The organism is Pseudomonas sp. 5.2 (assembly GCF_059025405.1).
Genome location: NZ_JBYBHH010000001.1, coordinates 417,184 through 437,078 on the forward strand (window position 1 = coordinate 417,184; position 19,895 = coordinate 437,078).

The 19,895-nt window shown below is 61.3% G+C and carries 10 protein-coding genes; 2 read left to right on the top strand and 8 right to left on the bottom strand.

Annotated features, from left to right (window positions below; genetic code table 11):
* Positions 1–141: 141 nt before the first annotated feature.
* From AC5PZ0_RS01855 to AC5PZ0_RS01870, 4 genes are read right to left on the bottom strand one after another with little or no spacing between them, the layout of a single operon-like run.
* Positions 142–2,094 (bottom strand): acetyl/propionyl/methylcrotonyl-CoA carboxylase subunit alpha, encoded by a 1,953-nt coding sequence (locus tag AC5PZ0_RS01855; RefSeq protein WP_493854181.1) that lies wholly within the window; start codon positions 2,092–2,094, stop codon positions 142–144.
* Positions 2,091–2,906 carry a gamma-carboxygeranoyl-CoA hydratase gene (locus tag AC5PZ0_RS01860; RefSeq protein ID WP_493854182.1) on the bottom strand — a complete coding sequence of 272 codons (816 nt, stop codon included), beginning with the start codon at positions 2,904–2,906 and terminating at the stop codon, positions 2,091–2,093. Before AC5PZ0_RS01860 ends, AC5PZ0_RS01855 begins: the two co-directional genes overlap by 4 nt.
* A 3-nt stretch (positions 2,907–2,909) precedes the next feature.
* The gene (locus AC5PZ0_RS01865; protein WP_027592785.1) at positions 2,910–4,517 is read right to left on the bottom strand and encodes a carboxyl transferase domain-containing protein; all 1,608 of its coding nucleotides are present in this window, start codon (positions 4,515–4,517) and stop codon (positions 2,910–2,912) included.
* Positions 4,518–4,536: 19 nt separating this feature from the next.
* The gene (locus AC5PZ0_RS01870) at positions 4,537–5,700 is read right to left on the bottom strand and encodes an isovaleryl-CoA dehydrogenase (protein WP_493854183.1); all 1,164 of its coding nucleotides are present in this window, start codon (positions 5,698–5,700) and stop codon (positions 4,537–4,539) included.
* Between the two features lie 322 nt (positions 5,701–6,022).
* Between AC5PZ0_RS01870 and AC5PZ0_RS01875 the strand changes: the two genes are divergently transcribed.
* A complete protein-coding gene (locus AC5PZ0_RS01875) occupies positions 6,023–7,696 on the top strand; it encodes an AMP-binding protein (RefSeq protein WP_493854184.1) in 1,674 nt (557 codons plus the stop codon).
* 126 nt (positions 7,697–7,822) lie between these two features.
* Here the strand turns inward: AC5PZ0_RS01875 and AC5PZ0_RS01880 are convergent, their stop codons facing one another.
* The 4 genes from AC5PZ0_RS01880 to AC5PZ0_RS01895 form a co-directional block, all read right to left on the bottom strand.
* Positions 7,823–8,056 (bottom strand): hypothetical protein, encoded by a 234-nt coding sequence (locus AC5PZ0_RS01880; protein WP_493854185.1) that lies wholly within the window; start codon positions 8,054–8,056, stop codon positions 7,823–7,825.
* 70 nt (positions 8,057–8,126) lie between these two features.
* Positions 8,127–17,060, bottom strand: a complete 8,934-nt coding sequence (locus AC5PZ0_RS01885; protein WP_493854186.1) for a Tc toxin subunit A-related protein — start codon at positions 17,058–17,060, stop codon at positions 8,127–8,129.
* Positions 17,061–17,203: 143 nt separating this feature from the next.
* Positions 17,204–17,413, bottom strand: a complete 210-nt coding sequence (locus tag AC5PZ0_RS01890; RefSeq protein WP_256214928.1) for a hypothetical protein — start codon at positions 17,411–17,413, stop codon at positions 17,204–17,206.
* A gap of 97 nt (positions 17,414–17,510) precedes the next feature.
* Complete coding sequence (locus AC5PZ0_RS01895) at positions 17,511–17,672, bottom strand: hypothetical protein (RefSeq protein ID WP_003251307.1); 162 nt, start codon at positions 17,670–17,672, stop codon at positions 17,511–17,513.
* A gap of 141 nt (positions 17,673–17,813) precedes the next feature.
* Between AC5PZ0_RS01895 and AC5PZ0_RS01900 the strand changes: the two genes are divergently transcribed.
* Positions 17,814–19,832: an alpha-1,4-glucan--maltose-1-phosphate maltosyltransferase gene (locus tag AC5PZ0_RS01900; protein ID WP_493854187.1), complete on the top strand. Its 2,019-nt coding sequence runs from the start codon at positions 17,814–17,816 to the stop codon at positions 19,830–19,832.
* Positions 19,833–19,895 lie beyond the last annotated feature (63 nt).

Here is a 19,895-nt window from a genome sequence, read left to right on the forward strand (position 1 = left end):
GGCCGCTATTGGATGCACGGCTGGGTTGTCGTGGCGCCTGTGAGATCGAGCGCCGCCCGCGCGGCGCTTCGCAGCACAAGGCTGCTCCTACAGGTGTTTCGGGCCAATTATTCCTGTGGCATGGGCGCGCGGCCCCTTGGTTCACTCCACCAGCTCGACCAGCACGGTCCCTTCGCTGACCATATCCCCTTCCTGGCAGAACAGCGCCTTCACCGTGCCGGCATGCGGCGCACGAATGCTGTGCTCCATCTTCATGGCCTCCAGCACCACCAGCGCTGTGCCGGCTTCTACCACCTGGCCTGGCTCGACCAGTACCCGCACGATACTGCCGTTCATGGGCGCGCCCAGGCCGCCTTGGTGGCTGTGGCTGGCCTCGGCTTCGGCGATGGGGTCGAAGGCTTCGATGGCATGCATTTCCCCTTCCCAGCGCAGGTACAACGTGCCTCCGCGGCGTATCGCCAGGTGCTGGCGGCGCACGCCCGCCTGGTCGTGCACCAGTTGCTCGCCGTTGAGTTGCCAGGTGGAAGTCGCGCTACGTTCCAGTGCCACCGCCTGGTCTTGCCCGGCGCTGGTCAGGTGCAGGCTGCTGCGCGCGGGCAAGCCCAGGCGCAGGCCATTGCGTTCAGCCCACGGCGAGCGTTTGTCGTCGTCCCGTTGCTGGCCGGCCTGGCCTTGCAGCCAGGCTTCTGCGGCGGCTTCCCAGAAGGGCGCAGGCAGCGCTTGGGGGGCGGGCAGCAGAACGTCCTGGTGACGTGGGATAAACCCGGTGTCGAGCTCGGTGTCGGCAAACGCTGGGTGCGCGAGGATGCGCCGCAGGAAGGCGATGTTGGTCTTCAGCCCGCCGATGGCAAACTCATCGAGCATCGCCAGCAGGCGCAGGCGTGCCTGCTCACGGTCTTCACCCCAGGCAATCAGCTTGCCCAGCATCGGGTCGTAGAACGGCGACACCACGTCCCCCTCGCTGACCCCGCTGTCGACCCGGCGCCCTTCGCCCGGCGCCGACTCGCGGTACAACGTCAGCGTGCCAGTGGCGGGCAGAAACTCGTTGGCTGGGTCCTCGGCATACAGGCGCACCTCGATGGCATGGCCAATCAGCGGTACCTGGTCCTGCGTGATCGGCAACGCCTCGCCACAGGCGACGCGGATCTGCCAGGCCACCAGGTCGAGGCCGGTGATGGCCTCAGTGACCGGGTGCTCGACCTGCAGGCGGGTGTTCATCTCCATGAAGAAGAACTCGCCACGGGCATCGAGCAGGAATTCCACCGTGCCCGCACCCACATAGCCGATGGCCTGGGCGGCGCGCACCGCGGCCTCGCCCATGGCCCGGCGCAACTCGGGCGACAGGCCGGGGGCGGGGGCTTCTTCGACCACCTTCTGGTGGCGGCGCTGGATCGAGCAGTCACGTTCGTTGAGGTACAGGCAGTTGCCGTGCTGGTCGGCGAACACCTGGATTTCTACGTGGCGAGGCTTGAGTACGTACTTTTCAACCAGCATGCGGGCATCGCCGAACGACGATTGCGCCTCACGCTGCGCCGAGGCCAGGGCGTCGGCCAGTTGGCTTTCGTCCTCGACCACTTTCATGCCCTTGCCACCACCACCGGCGCTGGCCTTCAGCAGTACCGGGTAGCCGATACGCTCGGCGGCGGCGCGGAAGGTTTCCAAATCTTGAGCTTCGCCATGGTAGCCCGGTACCAGGGGCACGCCGGCAGCTTCCATCAGTGCTTTGGCCGCTGACTTGCTGCCCATCGCGTCGATGGCGCTGGCCGGTGGGCCGAGGAAGATCAGCCCGGCGTGTTCGATGGCGCGGGCAAAGCCTGCGTTTTCTGAAAGAAAGCCATAGCCCGGGTGGATGGCCTGGGCGCCGCTGGCTTTGGCGGCGGCCAGCAGTTTGTCGACCTGCAGGTAGCTTTCGGCGGCCTTGGTGCCGCCGAGGTCGACGCGGATATCGGCTTCGCGGCTGTGCCGGGCGTCACGGTCGGTGGCGCTGTGCACGGCGACGGTGGTCAGGCCCATGGCCTTGGCGGTGCGCATCACCCGGCAGGCGATTTCACCGCGGTTGGCGACCAGCAGGGTGGTCAACGGGGTGCGGCTCATGGGCGCGGCTCCTTGTTGTCGTCGGTTTGCCAGGCAGGGCGGCGCTTTTCGAGGAAGGCGCGCAGGCCCTCCTGGCCTTCGGCGCTGACGCGGATGCGGGCGATGGTGTTTTCGCAGTAGCGGCGCAGGGCAGGGCTCAGCTCGCCGTCGTCGACCTCGCGTAGCAGGTCTTTGCTGGCGCGCAGGGCTTGCGGGCTGTTGAGCAGCAGGTTGGCGACCCAGGCCTCGACGTGGGCATCCAGCTCGTGGGCGGGGTACACCTCGGCCAGCAGGCCCAGTTCACGGGCACGCACGCCGCTGAAGCGCTCGGCGGTGAGGGCGTAGCGGCGGGTGGCGCGTTCGCCGATGGCCTTGACCACGAATGGGCTGATCACGGCCGGGGCCAGGCCGATGCGCACTTCCGACAGGCACAGTTGGGCGTCTTCGGCGCCGATGGCCATGTCGCAGCAACTGATCAGGCCCAGGGCGCCGCCAAAGGCCGCGCCTTGCACCACGGCCAGGGTCGGCGCCTTGAGCCGGTGCAGGGCGTACATCAGCTCGCCGAGCTCGTGGGCGTCATCAAGGTTGGTGTTGAAGTCCAATTGCGCAGACTGCTGCATCCAGGCCAGGTCGGCGCCGGCGCTGAAGTGCCGGCCACGGCCACGCAGCAGCAGAAAACGCAGGCTGCTGTCTTCGGCGATCTGGCCGAGGACGACGATCAGTTCGCGGATCATCTGTGCGTTGAAGGCGTTGTTCTTGTCTTCGCGGCTGAGCCACAGGGTGGCGAAGCCGCGAGGGTCCTTGACCACTTCTAGGGTGTTGAAATCGCTCATGGGTCACATCCGGAAAATGCCGAAGCGGCTCTGTTCGATCGGGGCGTTCAGCGCGGCAGACAACGCCAGGCCGAGCACGTCGCGGGTTTGCGCCGGGTCGATAACGCCGTCGTCCCACAGCCGGGCGCTGGAGTAGTAGGGGTGGCCCTGGTGTTCGTACTGGTCGAGGATCGGCTGCTTGAGCTTGGCTTCGTCTTCGGCGCTGAACGGCTGGCCGCTGCGCTCGCTTTGTTCGCGCTTGACCTGGGCCAGCACGCCAGCGGCTTGTTCGGCACCCATCACGCCGATGCGTGCGTTGGGCCACATCCACAGGAAGCGGGGGTCGTAAGCGCGGCCGCACATGCCATAGTTGCCGGCACCAAAGCTGCCACCGATGATCACGGTAAACTTCGGCACTTGGGCACAGGCCACTGCGGTTACCAGTTTGGCGCCGTGCTTGGCGATGCCGCCTTCTTCGTACTTTTTGCCGACCATGAAGCCGGTGATGTTCTGCAGGAACAGCAGCGGGATGCCGCGCTGGCAAGCCAGTTCGATGAAGTGCGCGCCTTTTTGCGCGGCTTCGGCAAACAGAATGCCGTTGTTGGCCAGGATCGCGATTGGGTAGCCGTGCAGGTGGGCGAAGCCGCACACCAAGGTGGTGCCGAACAGTGCCTTGAACTCATCGAACACCGAGCCATCAACCAGGCGGGCGATGACCTCGCGCACATCGAACGGTTGCTTGGCGTCGGCCGGTACCACGCCGTACAGCTCATCGGCAGCGTACAGCGGGGCGATGGGCGCCTGGCACTGCAGTTTGCCCAGCTTGTGCCAGTTGAGGTTGGCCACGCTGCGCCGGGCCAGGGCCAGGGCATGTTCGTCATTGTCGGCGTAGTGGTCGGCCACGCCGCTGATGCGGCAGTGCACGTCGGCGCCGCCGAGGTCTTCGGCACTCACCACTTCACCGGTCGCGGCCTTCACCAGCGGCGGGCCAGCCAGGAAGATGGTGGCCTGCTGGCGCACCATGATCGCTTCGTCGGCCATGGCGGGCACATAGGCGCCACCGGCGGTGCACGAGCCCATGACCACGGCGAGCTGCGGGATGCCCAGCGCGCTCATGTTGGCCTGGTTGAAGAAAATCCGCCCGAAGTGCTCGCGGTCGGGGAACACTTCGTCCTGGCGGGGCAGGTTGGCGCCGCCGGAGTCCACCAGGTAGATGCACGGCAGGCGGTTCTGCAGGGCGATGGTCTGCGCGCGCAGGTGCTTTTTGACGGTCAGCGGGTAGTACGAGCCGCCTTTGACCGTGGCGTCGTTGGCCACGATCATGCATTCCACGCCTTCTACCCGGCCAATGCCAGCAATCACGCCGGCGGCCGGCACGTCTTCGCCATACACCTCGTGGGCCGCCAGTTGGCCGATTTCGAGGAAGGGGGAGCCTGCGTCCAGCAGGCGGTCGATGCGTTCACGCGGCAGCAGTTTGCCGCGTGAGGTGTGCCGTTCCTGGGCCTTGGGGCCGCCGCCCTGCGCAATGTGCGCGAGCAGGCCACGCAGGGCCTGGACCTGTTCGAGCATGGCCGCGCTGTTGCCGGCGAATTCCGCCGAACGCGGGTTGATCTGGGTATGCAAGGTAGCCATGTGCGCCCGTCCCTTGTGCTCAGCGGGTTTCGTTGAACAATTCGCGGCCGATCAACATCCGGCGGATTTCGCTGGTGCCAGCGCCGATTTCGTACAGTTTGGCGTCGCGCAGCAGGCGGCCTGCCGGGAACTCGTTGATGTAGCCGTTGCCGCCCAGAATCTGGATCGCTTCCAGGGCCATTTGCGTGGCGCGTTCGGCGGTGTACAGGATGACCCCGGCAGCGTCCTTGCGGGTGGTCTCACCGCGGTCGCAGGCCTGGGCCACGGCGTACAGGTAGGCGCGGCTGGCGTTGAGCTGGGTGTACATGTCGGCGATCTTGCCTTGGATCAGCTGGAACTCGCCGATGCTTTGGCCAAACTGCTTGCGGTCATGGATGTAGGGCACCACCAGGTCCATGCAGCTTTGCATGATGCCGGTCGGGCCGCCGGACAGCACCACGCGCTCGTAGTCCAGGCCGCTCATCAGCACGCGCACGCCGCCGTTGAGTTGGCCGAGGATGTTTTCTTCCGGTACTTCGACGTCATCGAAGAACAGCTCGCAGGTGTTGGAGCCGCGCATGCCCAGCTTGTCGAACTTGTTGCTGCGGCTGAAGCCTTTCCAGTCGCGTTCGACGATGAACGCGGTAATGCCGTGCGCGCCCTTGTCCAGGTCGGTCTTGGCATAGATCACGTAGGTGTTGGCGTCGGGGCCGTTGGTGATCCAGGTCTTGCTGCCGTTGAGCACGTAGCGGTCGCCGCGTTTTTCGGCGCGCAGCTTCATCGACACCACGTCGGAGCCGGCGTTAGGTTCGCTCATGGCCAGGGCGCCGATGTGCTCGCCGCTGATCAGCTTGGGCAGGTACTTGAGCTTTTGCTCATGGGTGCCGTTGCGGTTGATCTGGTTTACGCAGAGGTTGGAGTGGGCGCCGTAGGACAGGGCGACCGAGGCCGAGGCGCGGCTGATTTCTTCCATCGACACCACGTGGGCCAGGTAGCCCAGGCCGGCGCCGCCGTACTCTTCCGACACGGTGATGCCCAGCAGGCCCATGTCACCGAACTTGCGCCACATGTCGGCAGGGAACAGGTTGTCGTGGTCGATCTGCGCGGCGCGCGGCGCCAGTTCGGCGTCGACGAAGGTGCTGACCTGGTCGCGGAGCATGTCGATGGTTTCGCCTAGGGCGAAGTTCAGGGAGGGGTAATGCATGCGGGGGCACCTTCTTGTTCTTGAAATTGGGTAACACCGTAGCTCATGGATTCGCCGCCGACCCCTGTGGGAGCGGGCTTGCCCGCGAATGCGTCAGCAGGACCACCGTCATTGCCTGAGTGATCGCATTCGCGGGCAAGCCCGCTCCCACAGGGGTCGACTCTTGCCTGATGGCCGGTGTCGTTCATCACCTTTACGTTAACGTAAACCTGCCTTCGGTTACTGTCAATCGCCTCATCACCTTTACGTAAACGTAAATCTGCGCCAGAGTATCTCCCGCTTGCTTCAGTCGTGCCCAGAACAACCACAAGAAGGGACACCCATGAGTCAACCGAGCTATACCCGCGGTCGCCAGGACCGGCCCTTGCTGACCCAGACCATCGGCCAGGCCTTCGATGCCACCGTGGCCCGCTGCGCCGATGGCGAAGCGTTGGTGGCGCGCCACCAGGGCCTGCGCTACAGCTGGCGGCAGTTGGCCGAACAGGTCGATGTGCACGCCCGCGCCTTGATGGCCCTGGGCGTTAACACCGGCGACCGCGTGGGCATCTGGTCGCCCAACTGCACCCAGTGGTGCATCCTGCAACTGGCCAGCGCCAAGGTTGGCGCGATCCTGGTCAACATCAACCCGGCGTATCGCGTCGGCGAGCTGGAATACGTGCTGCGCCAGTCTGGCTGCCGCTGGCTGGTGTGCGCCGATGCCTTCAAAACGTCGGATTACCACGCCATGGTCCAGGGCCTGGTGCCGGAGCTGGCCAGCGTTGCCCCCGGTGAATTGGCCAGTGAACGCCTGCCCGAGCTGCGCGGGGTGATCAGCCTGTCTGCCCAGCCGCCGCAGGGCTTCTTGCCGTGGCAGGCGCTGGCCGAGCGGGCAGGGCAAACCACGCTCGAGGCCTTCACGGCCCGCCAGCAAAGCCTGCAGTTTGACCAACCGGTGAACATCCAGTACACCTCCGGCACCACCGGCGCGCCCAAGGGCGCCACGCTCAGCCACTACAACATCCTCAACAATGGCTTGATGGTCGGCGAAAGCCTGGGCCTGACCTCGGCCGACCGCATGGTGATCCCGGTGCCGCTGTACCACTGCTTCGGCATGGTCATGGCCAACCTCGGTTGCATCACCCACGGCAGCACCATGGTCTACCCCAACGACGCCTTCGACGCCGAACTCACCCTGCGCGCCGTGGCCGAAGAACGCGCCAGCATCCTCTATGGCGTGCCCACCATGTTCATCGCCATGCTCGACCACCCGGCCCGTCAGGCCATGGACCTCTCGAGCCTGCGCAGCGGCATCATGGCCGGCGCCACCTGCCCGATCGAAGTGATGCGCCGGGTTATCGACCAGATGCACATGGCCGAAGTGCAAATTGCCTATGGCATGACCGAGACCAGCCCGGTGTCCCTGCAAACCGGCCCGGACGACGAGCTTGAGCTGCGCGTGACCACGGTCGGGCGCACCCAGCCGCAGCTGGAGAGCAAGCTGGTGGACGCCGACGGCTGCATTGTTGCCAGGGGCGAAATCGGCGAGCTGTGCACGCGGGGCTACAGCGTGATGCTCGGGTATTGGGACAACCCGCAGGCCACGGCGGATGCCATCGACCCCGCTGGCTGGATGCACTCGGGCGACTTGGCGGTCATGGACGAACAGGGGTATGTGCGTATCGTCGGGCGCAACAAGGACATGATCATCCGCGGCGGCGAGAACATCTATCCGCGCGAGCTGGAGGAGTTTTTCTATACCCACCCGGCAATCGCGGATGCCCAAGTGATCGGCATCCCGTGCAACCGTTACGGCGAAGAAATCGTGGCCTGGATCAAACTGCACCCCGGGCACAGCGCCACGGTCGATGAGCTGCAGGGCTGGTGCAAGGCACGCATCGCGCACTACAAGGTGCCGCGGCATATCCGCTTTGTTGACGAGTTCCCGATGACCGTTACCGGGAAGGTGCAGAAGTTCAGGATGCGGGAGATCAGCCTTTCGGAAATCAACAGGACCTGATGATTCAAAGCACCCTGCTTGTTCATAACAGCTAATGCGAACATGAACCGACGCGGACCCTCCGTGCACCAGGCTGCGTACACACTGAGAAACCACTCAGAGTGTACGCAGCCTGGTGCACGGGGGCTATTCAGTCTCGTTTATCTTATTCAGCAAGTTACCAACGTTCTCAAGTTCGGTCAGTTCGCTATGGGAAATGTTCAACCCTTTGAACCCTCTCGCCAGCGCTATGGCCCATTTATTTCCATCTTCATTAATGCTCATGAGCGGTGTTGATTCGTTGACTTCGTCTTTATAGCCTAGGTGCTCTTCCAGGAACGCTTGGAATGTCTCAAGCGTTGTGTTTTCTGTTGTGCTCATTGTTGTGTCCTTGTGTGGGGTAAAATGCAAAACCTGTTTACGGCCCGAGGGCTGTTAGCATTACAGGTTTTCAGTCAACGGGCGCGTCTGTTATGGGGAATGTGTAACTTGTGTCATAGACCTCGTTTTTTAATGTGAACGTATTATTTTTTTTGTCGATACTGATCAGGGTGCCACGGTCGTAATAGGCGTTGCCGTTCCCTGTCCATCGGGTGATTCTGATTTCCTTGTTCATGTTCTTTTCCAGGTAGGCAATCTTCTTGGTGATCAATTCAGCCGCTTGATCTTTTTTAAGCTTGTAAGCGTCTTCGGCTGCCTTGCGGGCGTCGGCGGCTTTTTTCGCTGCGGCTTTCGCCTCGTCGGCCGCGCTTTTGGCTTCCTCCGCCGCTTTTTCTGCGTCATCCGCTGTTGCTGCGTTGTCGGCTTTTTCTCTGGCAGCCTTGGCTTTGCTGGCTGCGGTTTGGGCTTCGGTTACCGCTGTATTGGCCGTCGTAAGTTGATCGGCAGCTTCGGTGGCTTTGAGCGCATCGGCGTCGGCGTCGTTCTGCGCGGCCTTACTCCACGCAGCGGCCTCCTGATCAGCCTTCATGGCCTCGGCCAAGGCACTAGCTCGGCGCTGGATGTCAAGACCCTGCGCAGCCAGGCTTGCAGCGACTGCGTCAGCCTCTGCTTTGAGTGCGTCGTCTCTCGCCTTTTCTGCTTTGGTGGCTTCGGCATTGGCTTCGTTCACCTTGCCAGAGGCCGACGCCGCTTCGGTTTTTTCTCTGGCTGTTGTGGCTGCTTTGGCAGCGTTCTGCGCAGCAGTGACCGCCTGCGTTGCTTTGAGCTTCTCGCCCGCTGCCACAGAGGCAGTCAACGCGGGGGCAGCGGCAGCGGCCTCGGCGGCGAGCATTGCTGCGATGGCCACCTGTTCGGCTTTCTTGGCGCTGACAATTGCATTGTGGGCATTGCCAGCCGCTCCCGATGGATTCTCAGTTGTTCCAGACGGATTTTTAGTCGAGGCGGGGATGTCGGCGACGTTGACACCGGTTTGCTGCAGTAAAGTTTTTACAGCCTTACGAAAGTCGGCCGAGCCGTCCAGCGCGGAGTAGATGATATGCACTTTAATATCCTCGAGCTTACAGGTGTCACCCTCAAACAAACTGGAGTTATTTTTTGCGCCACGCGGAAATTCGAGTCTCCAGCTGGAAAGCAATCCAGTACCTTCGAATGGCTGGTAGCGAGACTTATCGGGGATCGAGGGTTGCAGTTCATAGGTGGCAAAGTTCTCTTTATGTGACCAGATGGCAATCTTCTGGTTGGGGTTCAGGTTTAGCAGTACGTTTTTTAGGCTGCCATCTTCGACGCCGTACAGGTAATTCGCGCCGTCGGAGTCATCCGTTAGCAACACCCTGTTGGCTATCTGGTAGAGCATGCCCGAGGGCGAAGTGGGTACCGTGCCCTTACTGTATGTGAACGTGAGAAAGATGCGCTCGATCCTGCGCAGATAATGGCCGGGGAAGTGCTTATCGAAGTGGTGGGGAGCAAGGCTAAACTGAATCGGGCTTTCTTTAAGCAGCTGCTGATGCAGTTGTTCTTTGGTAACCCCAAGGTCTTTGACAAGGGAGAGCTCTGCATGAATGTCCAGTGGCCGATGGTTGTCGCGGATGGCGGCCAGGTCCATCAGCATCAGGTCCCGCGCCAGGGCCTCGCCGGCTAGCATGCCGCGCCAGTTATCCAGCCAGGCGCCAGGTTTGATCCAGGTGCTCGTGAAATCACCCAGCTCATACTGCAGGCAAGACTCGGCCATCAGGCACAGTGACAGCGTGGCATCGTAGGCGGCGGCGTAAATCTGCGAGAGCCGGCCGATCAGCCACAGGTAGGTGGTGCGGCTGGGGAACACCGAGGTCATCACCTCATACTCGGCCTGGTGGGCTGCGCGGGTGGCGTGGGCTTCTTGCAGGGCGATGCGGGCGGCCTTGAGCTGCACGTCCCTTTCGCGCAGTTGTTTGTCGAGAACGGTGAGTTCGAGGGTGGCTTGCCCGGCTTCGTACTGCCATTGTTTGGCACGGAGTTGGAATTCAGCCCTCTTGTCGAAGGCGTTAGCCTTCGTTTCCAGTAGTTCTGATACTGATTCGATGAGGTTGGCGACCGCCTCGGGTGCCTCTTCAGGTGACCAACCACCCATTGCAGCTCCACCGATAGTGGGTATAAAAGACATAAAGGAAGTAAGGTAATAGAACGGAGCTGCGGCTATGCGGGTGTTATATGAATCGGTCCAATGCGAGAGCGCAGACTCCTCCAGGTTTTTAACCCCGACGTCGTTCAGTTCCTGGTAGTAATCCAGACGTTGCTGCACCATTGCTTTGCTAGTGAGTAACGTCTCACGCTCGCGCTTGGCCAACTCCAGTGCCTGTTGCTGAAGCTGGTAAGGGAAGTCCAACAGTTTGATCAGGTTGCGCTTGCTGAGCAATTCAAGCTGCTGGGTGGCTTCGGCCTGGTAATAGCCCAGCAGCGTCTGCCCCATGCCAATCAGCTGTTCCACGGCCTCCCGGGCGAATGTGCGCGCCTCGTCATAGCGGCAAGGTGGCAGCTGCAGGTGCGTGAGCTTGTCTAGCGGACCCTCGCTGGCACTGGTGTGCCCCAGGGCGAGGCGCTCCAGGAAGTCGGGGTCGAGCATGATCGGCACGGGCTTGCCGTCCAGGCTCAGGCCGTGGCGCAGGTTGAACAGGCGGTTGCGCAGCAGGTTGCGCAGTTCGACCAGTTTGTTGTTCAGCGGCGGGGTGAACTGGTCCGGGGTGGCTTGTGCCAGCGTCGGTGCATCGGCCGGGGCGCTCGACAGGTGCTCGGGCAACAGGCCGATCAGGCGCAGGGCCTTGTCGTAGCACTGCGCGGCGGCCTCCAGCGTGGCCAGGGTGAGCTGGCGGTACAACTCGTCGCCCTCGCGTTGCCAGTTTTCCACCACGAACAGGTGTAGCGCTTTGCGGTAGCGCTCGGGCTCTGCATAGGCGATCAGGTCGGGATCGTCGGTTTTCGTGTTTTTTCGATAGGCGCCATGGTCATCTCGGATCGGCTTGCTCAACCAGTACTGCGGGGTGTCCTGGTCTGTTCTCCAGGTTCGGTAGGGGTCGAACAGGTGGCCGGTGCTCCACTGCCAGGCACCCCGGTAGTCGCGGTTTTGACGTAGCAGCCAGGCAATCAGCAGCGGGGCATGGAAGAACAATTCCCAGAAATACATGCCATTGGCACCGCGGAAGTCGACGGTACTGCTGGTACCGCCAGGTTCCAGGCGCGGTTCGGGCAGGTGCTGGGTCGGCCAGGACAGCACTTGCTGGACCGATTGCGTGGCCTCAGCGACCAGGCGCTTGCCGAACAGGGTGTTCAGGCGCAGGTAATTGACCGATAGGGCGTTTGAGGGGTCCGCTTGATTGACTTCGGACAAATCCAGGTAGAGGGCCTGCTCGGCATTGCGCCTGATGTGTACGCTGTCCACGGCATCGTCGGCTATGTCGATCAGGTTGTAAGTCAGGTTCGTCGTCTTACTGTTAGTAAGATAATAGACGGAAAAGTTGAATGAATAGCTTTTGATGGCCCGATCACGGCTGATGGGAAGTTGAAAATCAATCGTGCTCTGGCCATCGAGGGGAAGTTCATCGGCGAAGACCGGTGGATGCTCGGGGCCGAAACGGAGCAGGATGCGAACACAGGCCTCAGGTTGAAAGTGCCGAAGGCGAATAAGCGAGTCCAGACGCTTCACCAGGGCCTGGTCAAGGGGCGCGTTTACTTCAGCCAGGATGGCGGACTTTTCCATTGCGATGTACTTGCTAACAGCCTCAAACTGGGCTGCGTGCTGCGCGCGAGTGATGGCTGCATGGACCGAAATCGTGCCAGCAGAGTGCTTCGAAACATCTTTGGACGGCTCCTCTGAATCAGGGCTTGAAGTGTAGCGGGCTTTCAAAATGGAGGTCTTTATGCTGCTTAGAGCGTCCAAGTGAATGGGGCTGGTTAAGGCAGACTCTAGGTCTGTTAAATTGTATTCTTTGAGATTGTTTAAGTCTGCGATAGATAAAGGTTGTTGGAGGGTGGCTAGGGTTTCGTTTGTTGGTGATACGAAAACTGTAAGCGTTGGGAAGGCTGGGGTCAGATTCTTGTGTTGAAGTTTAATGTCATAGGTTTCATCGAGGTTGTCGTGTGTTATAGTTATACCTAAAATGCAATCCTGGTAAGCTTCGCTGAGGTTTGAGCGATAAAAAATGATTTGGTCGTGTGGGTGGCTGTGATAACGCTGTATGGGCTTGTTGTGTGAGTCGAGTTGGGAGTCAAATAGGGTGATGTCTATTTTCTCGGGACTCTCGTCTCCTATCCCCCTAAATGTGGTGATTGTAACTCCCTGGATAAGTTGGTTTGTTATGGTTGTTTCGACTTTGTGGATGACGTATGGTGCGGTATAGGAGTTTGCATCAAGAGCCATGAGTTCTAGGATTTTTAATGTGCCAATAGCCCCGAGTTTATCATGCGTCAAGGCGATCTCTGGGTATTGAATCGAACTAATGGGCTTGGAGGTTATTGGTGCTCTAATTGTGTATTTTGTTTCATGTATCCTGTTTTTTTGGTTAGGGTTGAGGTCGTCGAAATCGATGGGGTCTTCGAAATTAATAATATTGTTTAACTTAATAGTTCCCCCTAGCATTTCCCATTGCGGCTTGCTTTTTTGGTCCTCTACGGTCTGACGAGGCCCAATATAGGGATGCTGCACCGTACGCGGGTCACGGAAAAGGGTTATCCAGTTTTTTACCAGTCTTTTCTCAATGGGCCTGCCTTTCGAATCGTCCTCATCCAATGTCTTGGTGTCGAGCAGTAGGAGATCCTTGCCAATCAGGAAATATTCGTTGTCACGCTCCCAGGTGCTGGTATTGACGTTGCCCTCCGAATCCTTGACCTTCTCCACATCGAACAACATCACCATCAACCAAGGGTCATTTTCGCGCCCCCCCAGTTGATTCACCATCACCATCAAACCCGCCTGGAACTTTTTGGTCTTCAAAAATTTGTTGTTCAGGGTGCCTTTATCATCTTTACTTTCATCAAAATGTCCTTCTGCATCATGCCCATCCAGCCGCATCAACACATTGGCCGGGCTCCAGTTCCCGTCAATCTGCTGGTAGGCGAAGCACACTCGCAGCGCATGGTACTCGCTCGGTTTTTTATCCGCGCCCATGGGAATTGCCGCAGTGTCCCGCTCGACCCACACCACATACCGGCGCCCGGCGATGATGACCGGACGGATCAGGTCTACTTCCGTACGTTGGTCATCTGCGTTTTTTTGCTTCTCCAAGAGTTCCTGTGCAAGGGTCTCAGCGCTTTTGTCTTTAGTTGCTGAGTCGTTCTTCTTAGTCGTAATTTCTTTCTCGACACCCTCGACCACCGGCAGTGGCCCCTTGACCATCTCGCCACTCATTGCCAGCGTGATCTCCTCCCACTCTCCCCAAGCCAGCATGCTCGGTGCGTTGTCGGCGTCGCGTTGTTTCATGTCCAGCGTGCGCCAGTAGTACTCGGGTGGCTCGACATTGCTCTTGCCGATGAAGTGGTAGGTATCGCCCAGTGGATCAATACCGCTGGCGTACGCCGAAAGCGGCTGGATATTGCTGACGTGCTCGAAGGTACTCAGGTAGCCGAGCAGGGCGGTCTGGATTTCGTCCGGTGTGCACTTGCCTTGGGCCAACTGGGTTTCAAGCTCGGCGAAGGCGCTGCTCGTGCGCGTGCGGCGCGAGGGGTCGATGAAATTCTGCGGTTCGTTCTGGGCATCTTTGCGCAGCTTCCAGCGCTCGAAGCTGCAAGAAAAATCATCCCACTCGTCGCGCATGGCCTGGGGGATTGCCTTATCGCCATAGCCGTCCTCCAGGCGTGAGTGGATCTGTTGCAGGCAGCGCTGCAGGCTGGCGATGGCCGAGAGCACCCGGGTGGTAAGAGGTTCGTGAGAGACCTGCAGGTCGATCAGCAGGTAATCGGCCAGGGCTTCAGGGCTTTTGATCCGCTTCAGGTCCTTGTGCGGGGCGGCCCAGTGCACCAGCATCCATTGCATCAGCGCATCGCGCCAGGCCAGCTTGAGCTGGGCATCCAGCGCCTGGCATTGCTGGCTGGAGCAGCTTTGGCGCAGCGCGATGGCCGCCTGTTCGAAGGCGTTGTCATCGGTCGACGCGGTGAGTGCGCCGATGACCAGCAAGCCATCCACCGACAAGCCTTGTCGGCTCGCTTGCTGTGTCAATTGCAGTACGCGGGCTAAGGCGTGCAGCGTGGTGGGCAGAGGGATGCCGAGCTTGGCCAGGCCACCCTGGTCGTGCCCTAGCAGTGCTTCCAGGTCGGCCCAGGCCTTGGCCTTGCCTGGGGCGTCGAGCGGGGTTCGCACCTGCTTGAGGTAACGTAATAAGTCCGGCTCGTGCTTGTCGGTGGCCAGCCCGCCCAGCAGTGTCGTGTAGCCACCAAGCTGGTGCAGGGTGGTGAGGTCGAGCGGGCGAGGGATGGCGCCGAGGTTGAAGTGGTGCGGCATGATCTGGTCAAGGGCGGCATGCCCGATGCCGAACAGGCTGACCGCGCGGCTGTAACGCTGCAACGTCAACCACTGCGCCCGGTCGTCTGCGGTAAAACACTCGAGCGGTTGGCGTTTGCCTTTTGACTTCTGCACTTCTTGGTGAATGGCATCGATGCGTTTTACCAATACGTCTTCATCGACTGCGACCCAGTGCAGCAGTGGCAGCAGGTGCTCCTTGCTTGGCAGGCCTAGCGCGGTGCTCAGCTCCTGGCGCAGGTCGGGCTTGCCAGAGGCTGGTTTCGCCTTGGACGCGTACAGGCCGAACAAGGTTTTCAACCCAGACTCTTCCAGTGGCCCGTCGTGGAGGAGCACTGCCATGTCCAGAGCGTTGACGTTCTGTTGGGCAAACCACTCCATCGTTGCCATCACCCCGGCGATGGCATCGACAATGTCCGCTTGCGGTTGCTCAGCAACGACGGCGGCGCTGGCGAGGCTCGCCTTGGCATCCTGCGGCAGTGCACTTAAACGCAGGGCTAGCGCGTCGACAACCTGCCCGTCTTCAGCCAGCGCTGGTGGTAACTTCAAGGCGCCTGCGACGTGCTCGACAAGCTCGGCCTTGGTGGTGTCATCCAGTTGGTTCAGCTTGTCGGCGAGCACGTCGACGAAATCGGGTAGGGGCAGGTCCGCCAGCAGATTCAGCCGGTCCGTGACCAGGTTGAAGATTTGCACCTTGTCGGCGTCGTGCAACTCGATCAACTGAGTGAAGTGCGCGTTGACATCCTGCGTTTCGGATGGATCATCTTCCGACGGTTGTGACCGCTCGTCTGGCCCGCCTGGTAGTTCCGCGCTGGGCTGGTCTGCGGGTGCATGGGCCAGCAGTTGCTTGACCACCTGGGTGAACAGCTCGGCCTTTTGCGCGTCCTGCAAGGGTTGCGGCTGTGCCCCCAGGCTCGGGCAGCCGGCCAGTTGCTGCTGGTAAACCGGGGACTGCTTCATCAACAGCTTCAGGAGGATCCAGCCGTCCAACTGCGAGGTGCCGAAGAGGCGCGTGAGCGTGGCCAGGCGGTAGCAGGCCGACACCACCGCAAGCGAGCGCTGTGGTTTGTCCAGCTCTTGTTCTGTCGTGACGGTGTCGAGGATGGCGAGCAGTACGGGGGGGGCGACTCGCAGCGCCAACCCTAGGCGCTTGACGGTCAAGGCATCCTCACCCGTGGTGGCATTGGGGTCGAACGGCTGGTCATCGAGCACCAGTACATCCGCCAGTTTTTGCCCTTCGCTATCGTGCCGGGGCGCGAATACGCTGTCGTAGAACGACAACTGGCGCTCGGTGCCATGGCAGGGGATTTCGTGCAGCAGTGCTGCGAACTGCAGCGGCTGTACCTGGTACTTTTGTTGCAGATGGCGGAACAGGCCCAGGGCGCGCAGGGTGCTGGCAGTCAGCTGGTGCTGGGCGGGGCGTTGGCCTTCGGCGCGCAAGGCCGCCATGACCAGGGCATCGGCCTCGTCGGGGGCCAGGCCAAGTGCGCGCTGCAGGCGCAGGATGCGTTGCAGGCGATCGATATGCTGGGTGCTGATCCCAGCGATCGTGATGGTCTTCTTGGCGGTTTTTTTTGCACCGCTTGATGGCGCATCGGCCTTCTGGGTACCGGCGGCTTCCACCAGATACAGAGGGGCGCCTCCACCGGTGATGAACGTTGCGCCGTAGGCTTTGCTCGAAGCCTCGGCCACCGTTTGGCTGGTGACGTAAGGGCTGCGGGTCACCGAGGTGTTATGTTTGCCGAGGGCGCTCACGGCCAGCAGACGGCGCAGCTCCCTGCGTGTCAGGCCCAGTGCCCGGGTCAGTTGGTAGGTGGTATCGAGGTTGCCTTTCGGGCCCGTGGCGGGGATGTGGAACTGCGTCTTGTAGAAGTCCTTCGCCGCGCTGGCGGGTTGCAGCAGCAGGGTCCGCAATTGCGGCGAGAAACCGCTGCTCAGCAGCGCGGCGTTGTGCTGGGCGTTAAGCGTTGCAGCATCGAAGCTGAAGGCGGGCATGCCCATGTTCACGCTGTACAGCAGGTCCCACAGGGGCAGCTGCTTCATGGCCAGCGTGGCCTTGATCGCTTCCCAGGCGTTGTGGAAGGGAACATTACCCTTGTACACGCCCTCGGCCACAGCCCTTGGCAAGTCATTACGCGCCACCCCCGCATGCCGTTCGAGCACCTCGAGCACGATGTCGATCTTCGCCAGGCTTTTGCGGATGTTCCTGTTACTCAGCTTGAGTTGCAGCAGGTCTGGGCGGCGAGTCTGCAGCGTCACCGGCTCGGCGACCTTTGCCTCTTTCTGCAGTTCTTCAATCAGGCCCTTGAGATGGACCAAGTAGGCTGGCCGCTCATTGTCTGCCCACGGCGAGGCTGGGGCGCAGCGTTCCCGGGTTTCGGGGAACAGGTTCATGTAGGTGGCGGCGTCCGAGCGCTGGGCGGGGGTATCGTTACTGTTCGCGGTGGTGAGGTCGTTCATACCCAGCTCCCTTGCGCTGCGGTCGGCGGCCCAGGCTAGGGCCAGTGATCAAAGCCTATAGGGAGAGCAGAACGTGCACACCTAGCAAAAATGACAGGTGTTGGGTGGGTCGTAGAGGGGGAATCATTGATAAGCCTGCTGTGTCAGCGAAACCTTATCGCCTCGTCAAGCGCCTCGGCCAGCTCGCCTAGCGTGCGGTAATCGCGATCCAGAGGGATACCGTGGCATATCTCCAGCCACATTAACGCGAATTCACACTTGTCCTTGTCCAGGTGCGCAAGGCGAGTGCCCTTGTCGGGATCGACCACACCAGCATTCTGGAAACAGTCGATTACATGCCGTGTGATGTCCACAATGATGAGTTCTCCTGCCCTCAGTAAGGAGAACTCATCATCAGCACAACCGGCAGACACCGCTACTGGCAAAAATATCAGTAGCGGTGGTCTACCCTTAAGCCTTCACCGGTGGCTCCTGGCTCGGCGGGTCGCCCACCGTTGGCGGCACGGTCGGCTTGATCGGCAGCTCGTCCGGGTCCTCCTCCGGCACGGGTGGCGGCAAGCTGGGGTCGTCGATGTTTGGATCGGGGGTTTCCGGTGGAATGGGAATGTTCATGGCCTGACCTCGCGTGGGTGGATGAAGAGGTGCTGCAGGCTCTGACTGTCAGGGGCTGCCGTTCGCTCAATTTATTTGAACCCCTACGCCCGCGCCCGGCTCTGAACCCTTACCGCCACCAGCCTAAGGGAGCAAGGTCCGATGTCACGAAACGAGCCCTTCGAAAGCGTGCCCATGGCGAACGATCACCCAGACCAGGCCATCAGCCTGGCCCAGGCGCTGTTGGCGCCGCGCATCGTGATCGAAAGCACGCAACCTGCGCTCGATGGCGGCATGTTCGCCACCAAGGCCATCAGCGGCCAGGCGGTCGCGGTCAGCAGCAAGGTTTACAGCGACGGCCATGACCGCCTCGCTGTGATGCTCAACTGGCGCCAGGCCCACAGCCGACGCTGGCACTGCGTGCCTATGCATTCGCCCGGCAATGACCTGTGGCTGGGCGAGTTCACCCCAACTGAGCTGGGCCAGCACCTGTTCAGCATCGAGGCCTGGATCGACCCGTTCGCCACCTATTGCCACGACCTGGAGAAGAAGTACCACGCTGGCGTCGAGGTCAAGCTGGAGCTTGAGGAAGGCCGTCTTCTGCTGGGCAAAGGCGCAGAGCGCAGCGAGGGCTTCTTGCGTGAACAGATCGAAGCCTTGCAGGCGCGGCTGCCGACACTGCCTGAGGATGACCGGGTGGCGCTGTTGCTGGGCCCCGAAGCCACACGGCTGATGACCGAAGCCGAGCACCGCAGCTACCTTACGCGCAGCAGCGAATTCCCCGTCGACGTCGACCGCCCGGCGGCGCAGTTCGCCAGCTGGTATGAATTGTTCCCGCGCTCGATCACCGACAACCCCGAGCGCCACGGCACCTTCAACGACGTGCACGAACGCCTGCCGATGATCCGCGACATGGGCTTTGACGTGCTGTACTTCCCGCCCATTCACCCGATTGGCAAAAAACACCGCAAGGGCCGCAACAATGCCTTGCAGGCAGAGCCCAATGACCCAGGCAGCCCTTACGCCATCGGCAGCCCGGAAGGCGGCCACGACGCCATTCACCCAGCGCTGGGCACCCGCGAAGACTTCCGCCGCCTGGTGGCCGCCGCCGCCGAGCATGGCCTGGAAATCGCCCTGGACTTCGCCATCCAGTGCTCGCAAGACCACCCTTGGCTCAAAGAACACCCCGGCTGGTTCAGCTGGCGCCCCGACGGCACCATCCGCTATGCGGAAAACCCGCCGAAAAAGTACCAGGACATCGTCAACGTCGACTTCTATGCCCCAGAGGCCGTGCCTTCGCTGTGGTTGGCCCTGCGTGACGTGGTGGTTGGCTGGGTCGAGGAGGGCGTGAAGACCTTCCGCGTCGATAACCCTCACACCAAACCGTTGCCGTTCTGGCAATGGCTGATCGCCAATGTGCGCAGCCAGCACCCGGACGTGATTTTTCTGGCCGAGGCCTTCACCAAGCCGGCGATGATGGCGCGCTTGGGCAAGGTCGGTTACACCCAGAGCTACACCTATTTCACCTGGCGCAACAGCAAGCAGGAGCTGCGCGAGTTTTACGAAGAGCTCAACCAGCCGCCGTGGAGCCTGTGCTACCGGCCCAACTTCTTCGTCAACACGCCAGATATCAACCCGTTTTTCCTGCACACTTCGGGGCGGGCGGGTTTTCTTATTCGCGCGGCCTTGGCGACCATGGGCTCGGGGTTGTGGGGCATGTATTCGGGCTTCGAGCTGTGCGAAGCCACGCCGCTGCCCGGCAAAGAGGAATACCTGGACTCGGAAAAGTACGAAATCCGCCCGCGTGATTTCACCCAACCCGGCAACATCATTGCCGAAATCGCCCAGCTCAACCGTATCCGCCGGCAGAACCGCGCCTTGCAGACTCACCTTGGGGTGGCGTTTTTCAATTGCTGGAACGACAACATCCTGTACTTCGCCAAGCGTACGCCCGAGCGCGACAACTTCATTTTGGTGGCGATCAGCCTCGACCCGCACAACGCCCAGGAAGCCAGCTTCGAGCTGCCGCTGTGGGAGTTGGGCCTGGACGACAACGCCGACACTGTTGGCGAAGACCTGATGAACGGCCACCGCTGGACCTGGCATGGCAAGACCCAATGGATGCGCATCGAGCCCTGGCATCAGCCGTTTGGTATCTGGCGAATTGAAAAGGCCCGTTAGGCCTTCAAACCGGGGGCCGCTGTGCGGCCCATCGCCGGCAAGCCGACTCCCACAGGGGCCGGC

What these genes read in the sequence shown, in the direction of transcription:
- AC5PZ0_RS01885 (WP_493854186.1), bottom strand. Translation starts at nt 17,060, where the DNA reads ATGAACGACCTCACCACCGCGAACAGTAACGATACCCCCGCCCAGCGC.
- AC5PZ0_RS01880 (WP_493854185.1), bottom strand. Translation starts at nt 8,056, where the DNA reads ATGAGCACAACAGAAAACACAACGCTTGAGACATTCCAAGCGTTCCTG.
- AC5PZ0_RS01865 (WP_027592785.1), bottom strand. Translation starts at nt 4,517, where the DNA reads ATGGCTACCTTGCATACCCAGATCAACCCGCGTTCGGCGGAATTCGCC.
- AC5PZ0_RS01855 (WP_493854181.1), bottom strand. Translation starts at nt 2,094, where the DNA reads ATGAGCCGCACCCCGTTGACCACCCTGCTGGTCGCCAACCGCGGTGAA.
- AC5PZ0_RS01870 (WP_493854183.1), bottom strand. Translation starts at nt 5,700, where the DNA reads ATGCATTACCCCTCCCTGAACTTCGCCCTAGGCGAAACCATCGACATG.
- AC5PZ0_RS01860 (WP_493854182.1), bottom strand. Translation starts at nt 2,906, where the DNA reads ATGAGCGATTTCAACACCCTAGAAGTGGTCAAGGACCCTCGCGGCTTC.
- AC5PZ0_RS01895 (WP_003251307.1), bottom strand. Translation starts at nt 17,672, where the DNA reads ATGAACATTCCCATTCCACCGGAAACCCCCGATCCAAACATCGACGAC.
- AC5PZ0_RS01875 (WP_493854184.1), top strand. Translation starts at nt 6,023, where the DNA reads ATGAGTCAACCGAGCTATACCCGCGGTCGCCAGGACCGGCCCTTGCTG.
- AC5PZ0_RS01900 (WP_493854187.1), top strand. Translation starts at nt 17,814, where the DNA reads ATGTCACGAAACGAGCCCTTCGAAAGCGTGCCCATGGCGAACGATCAC.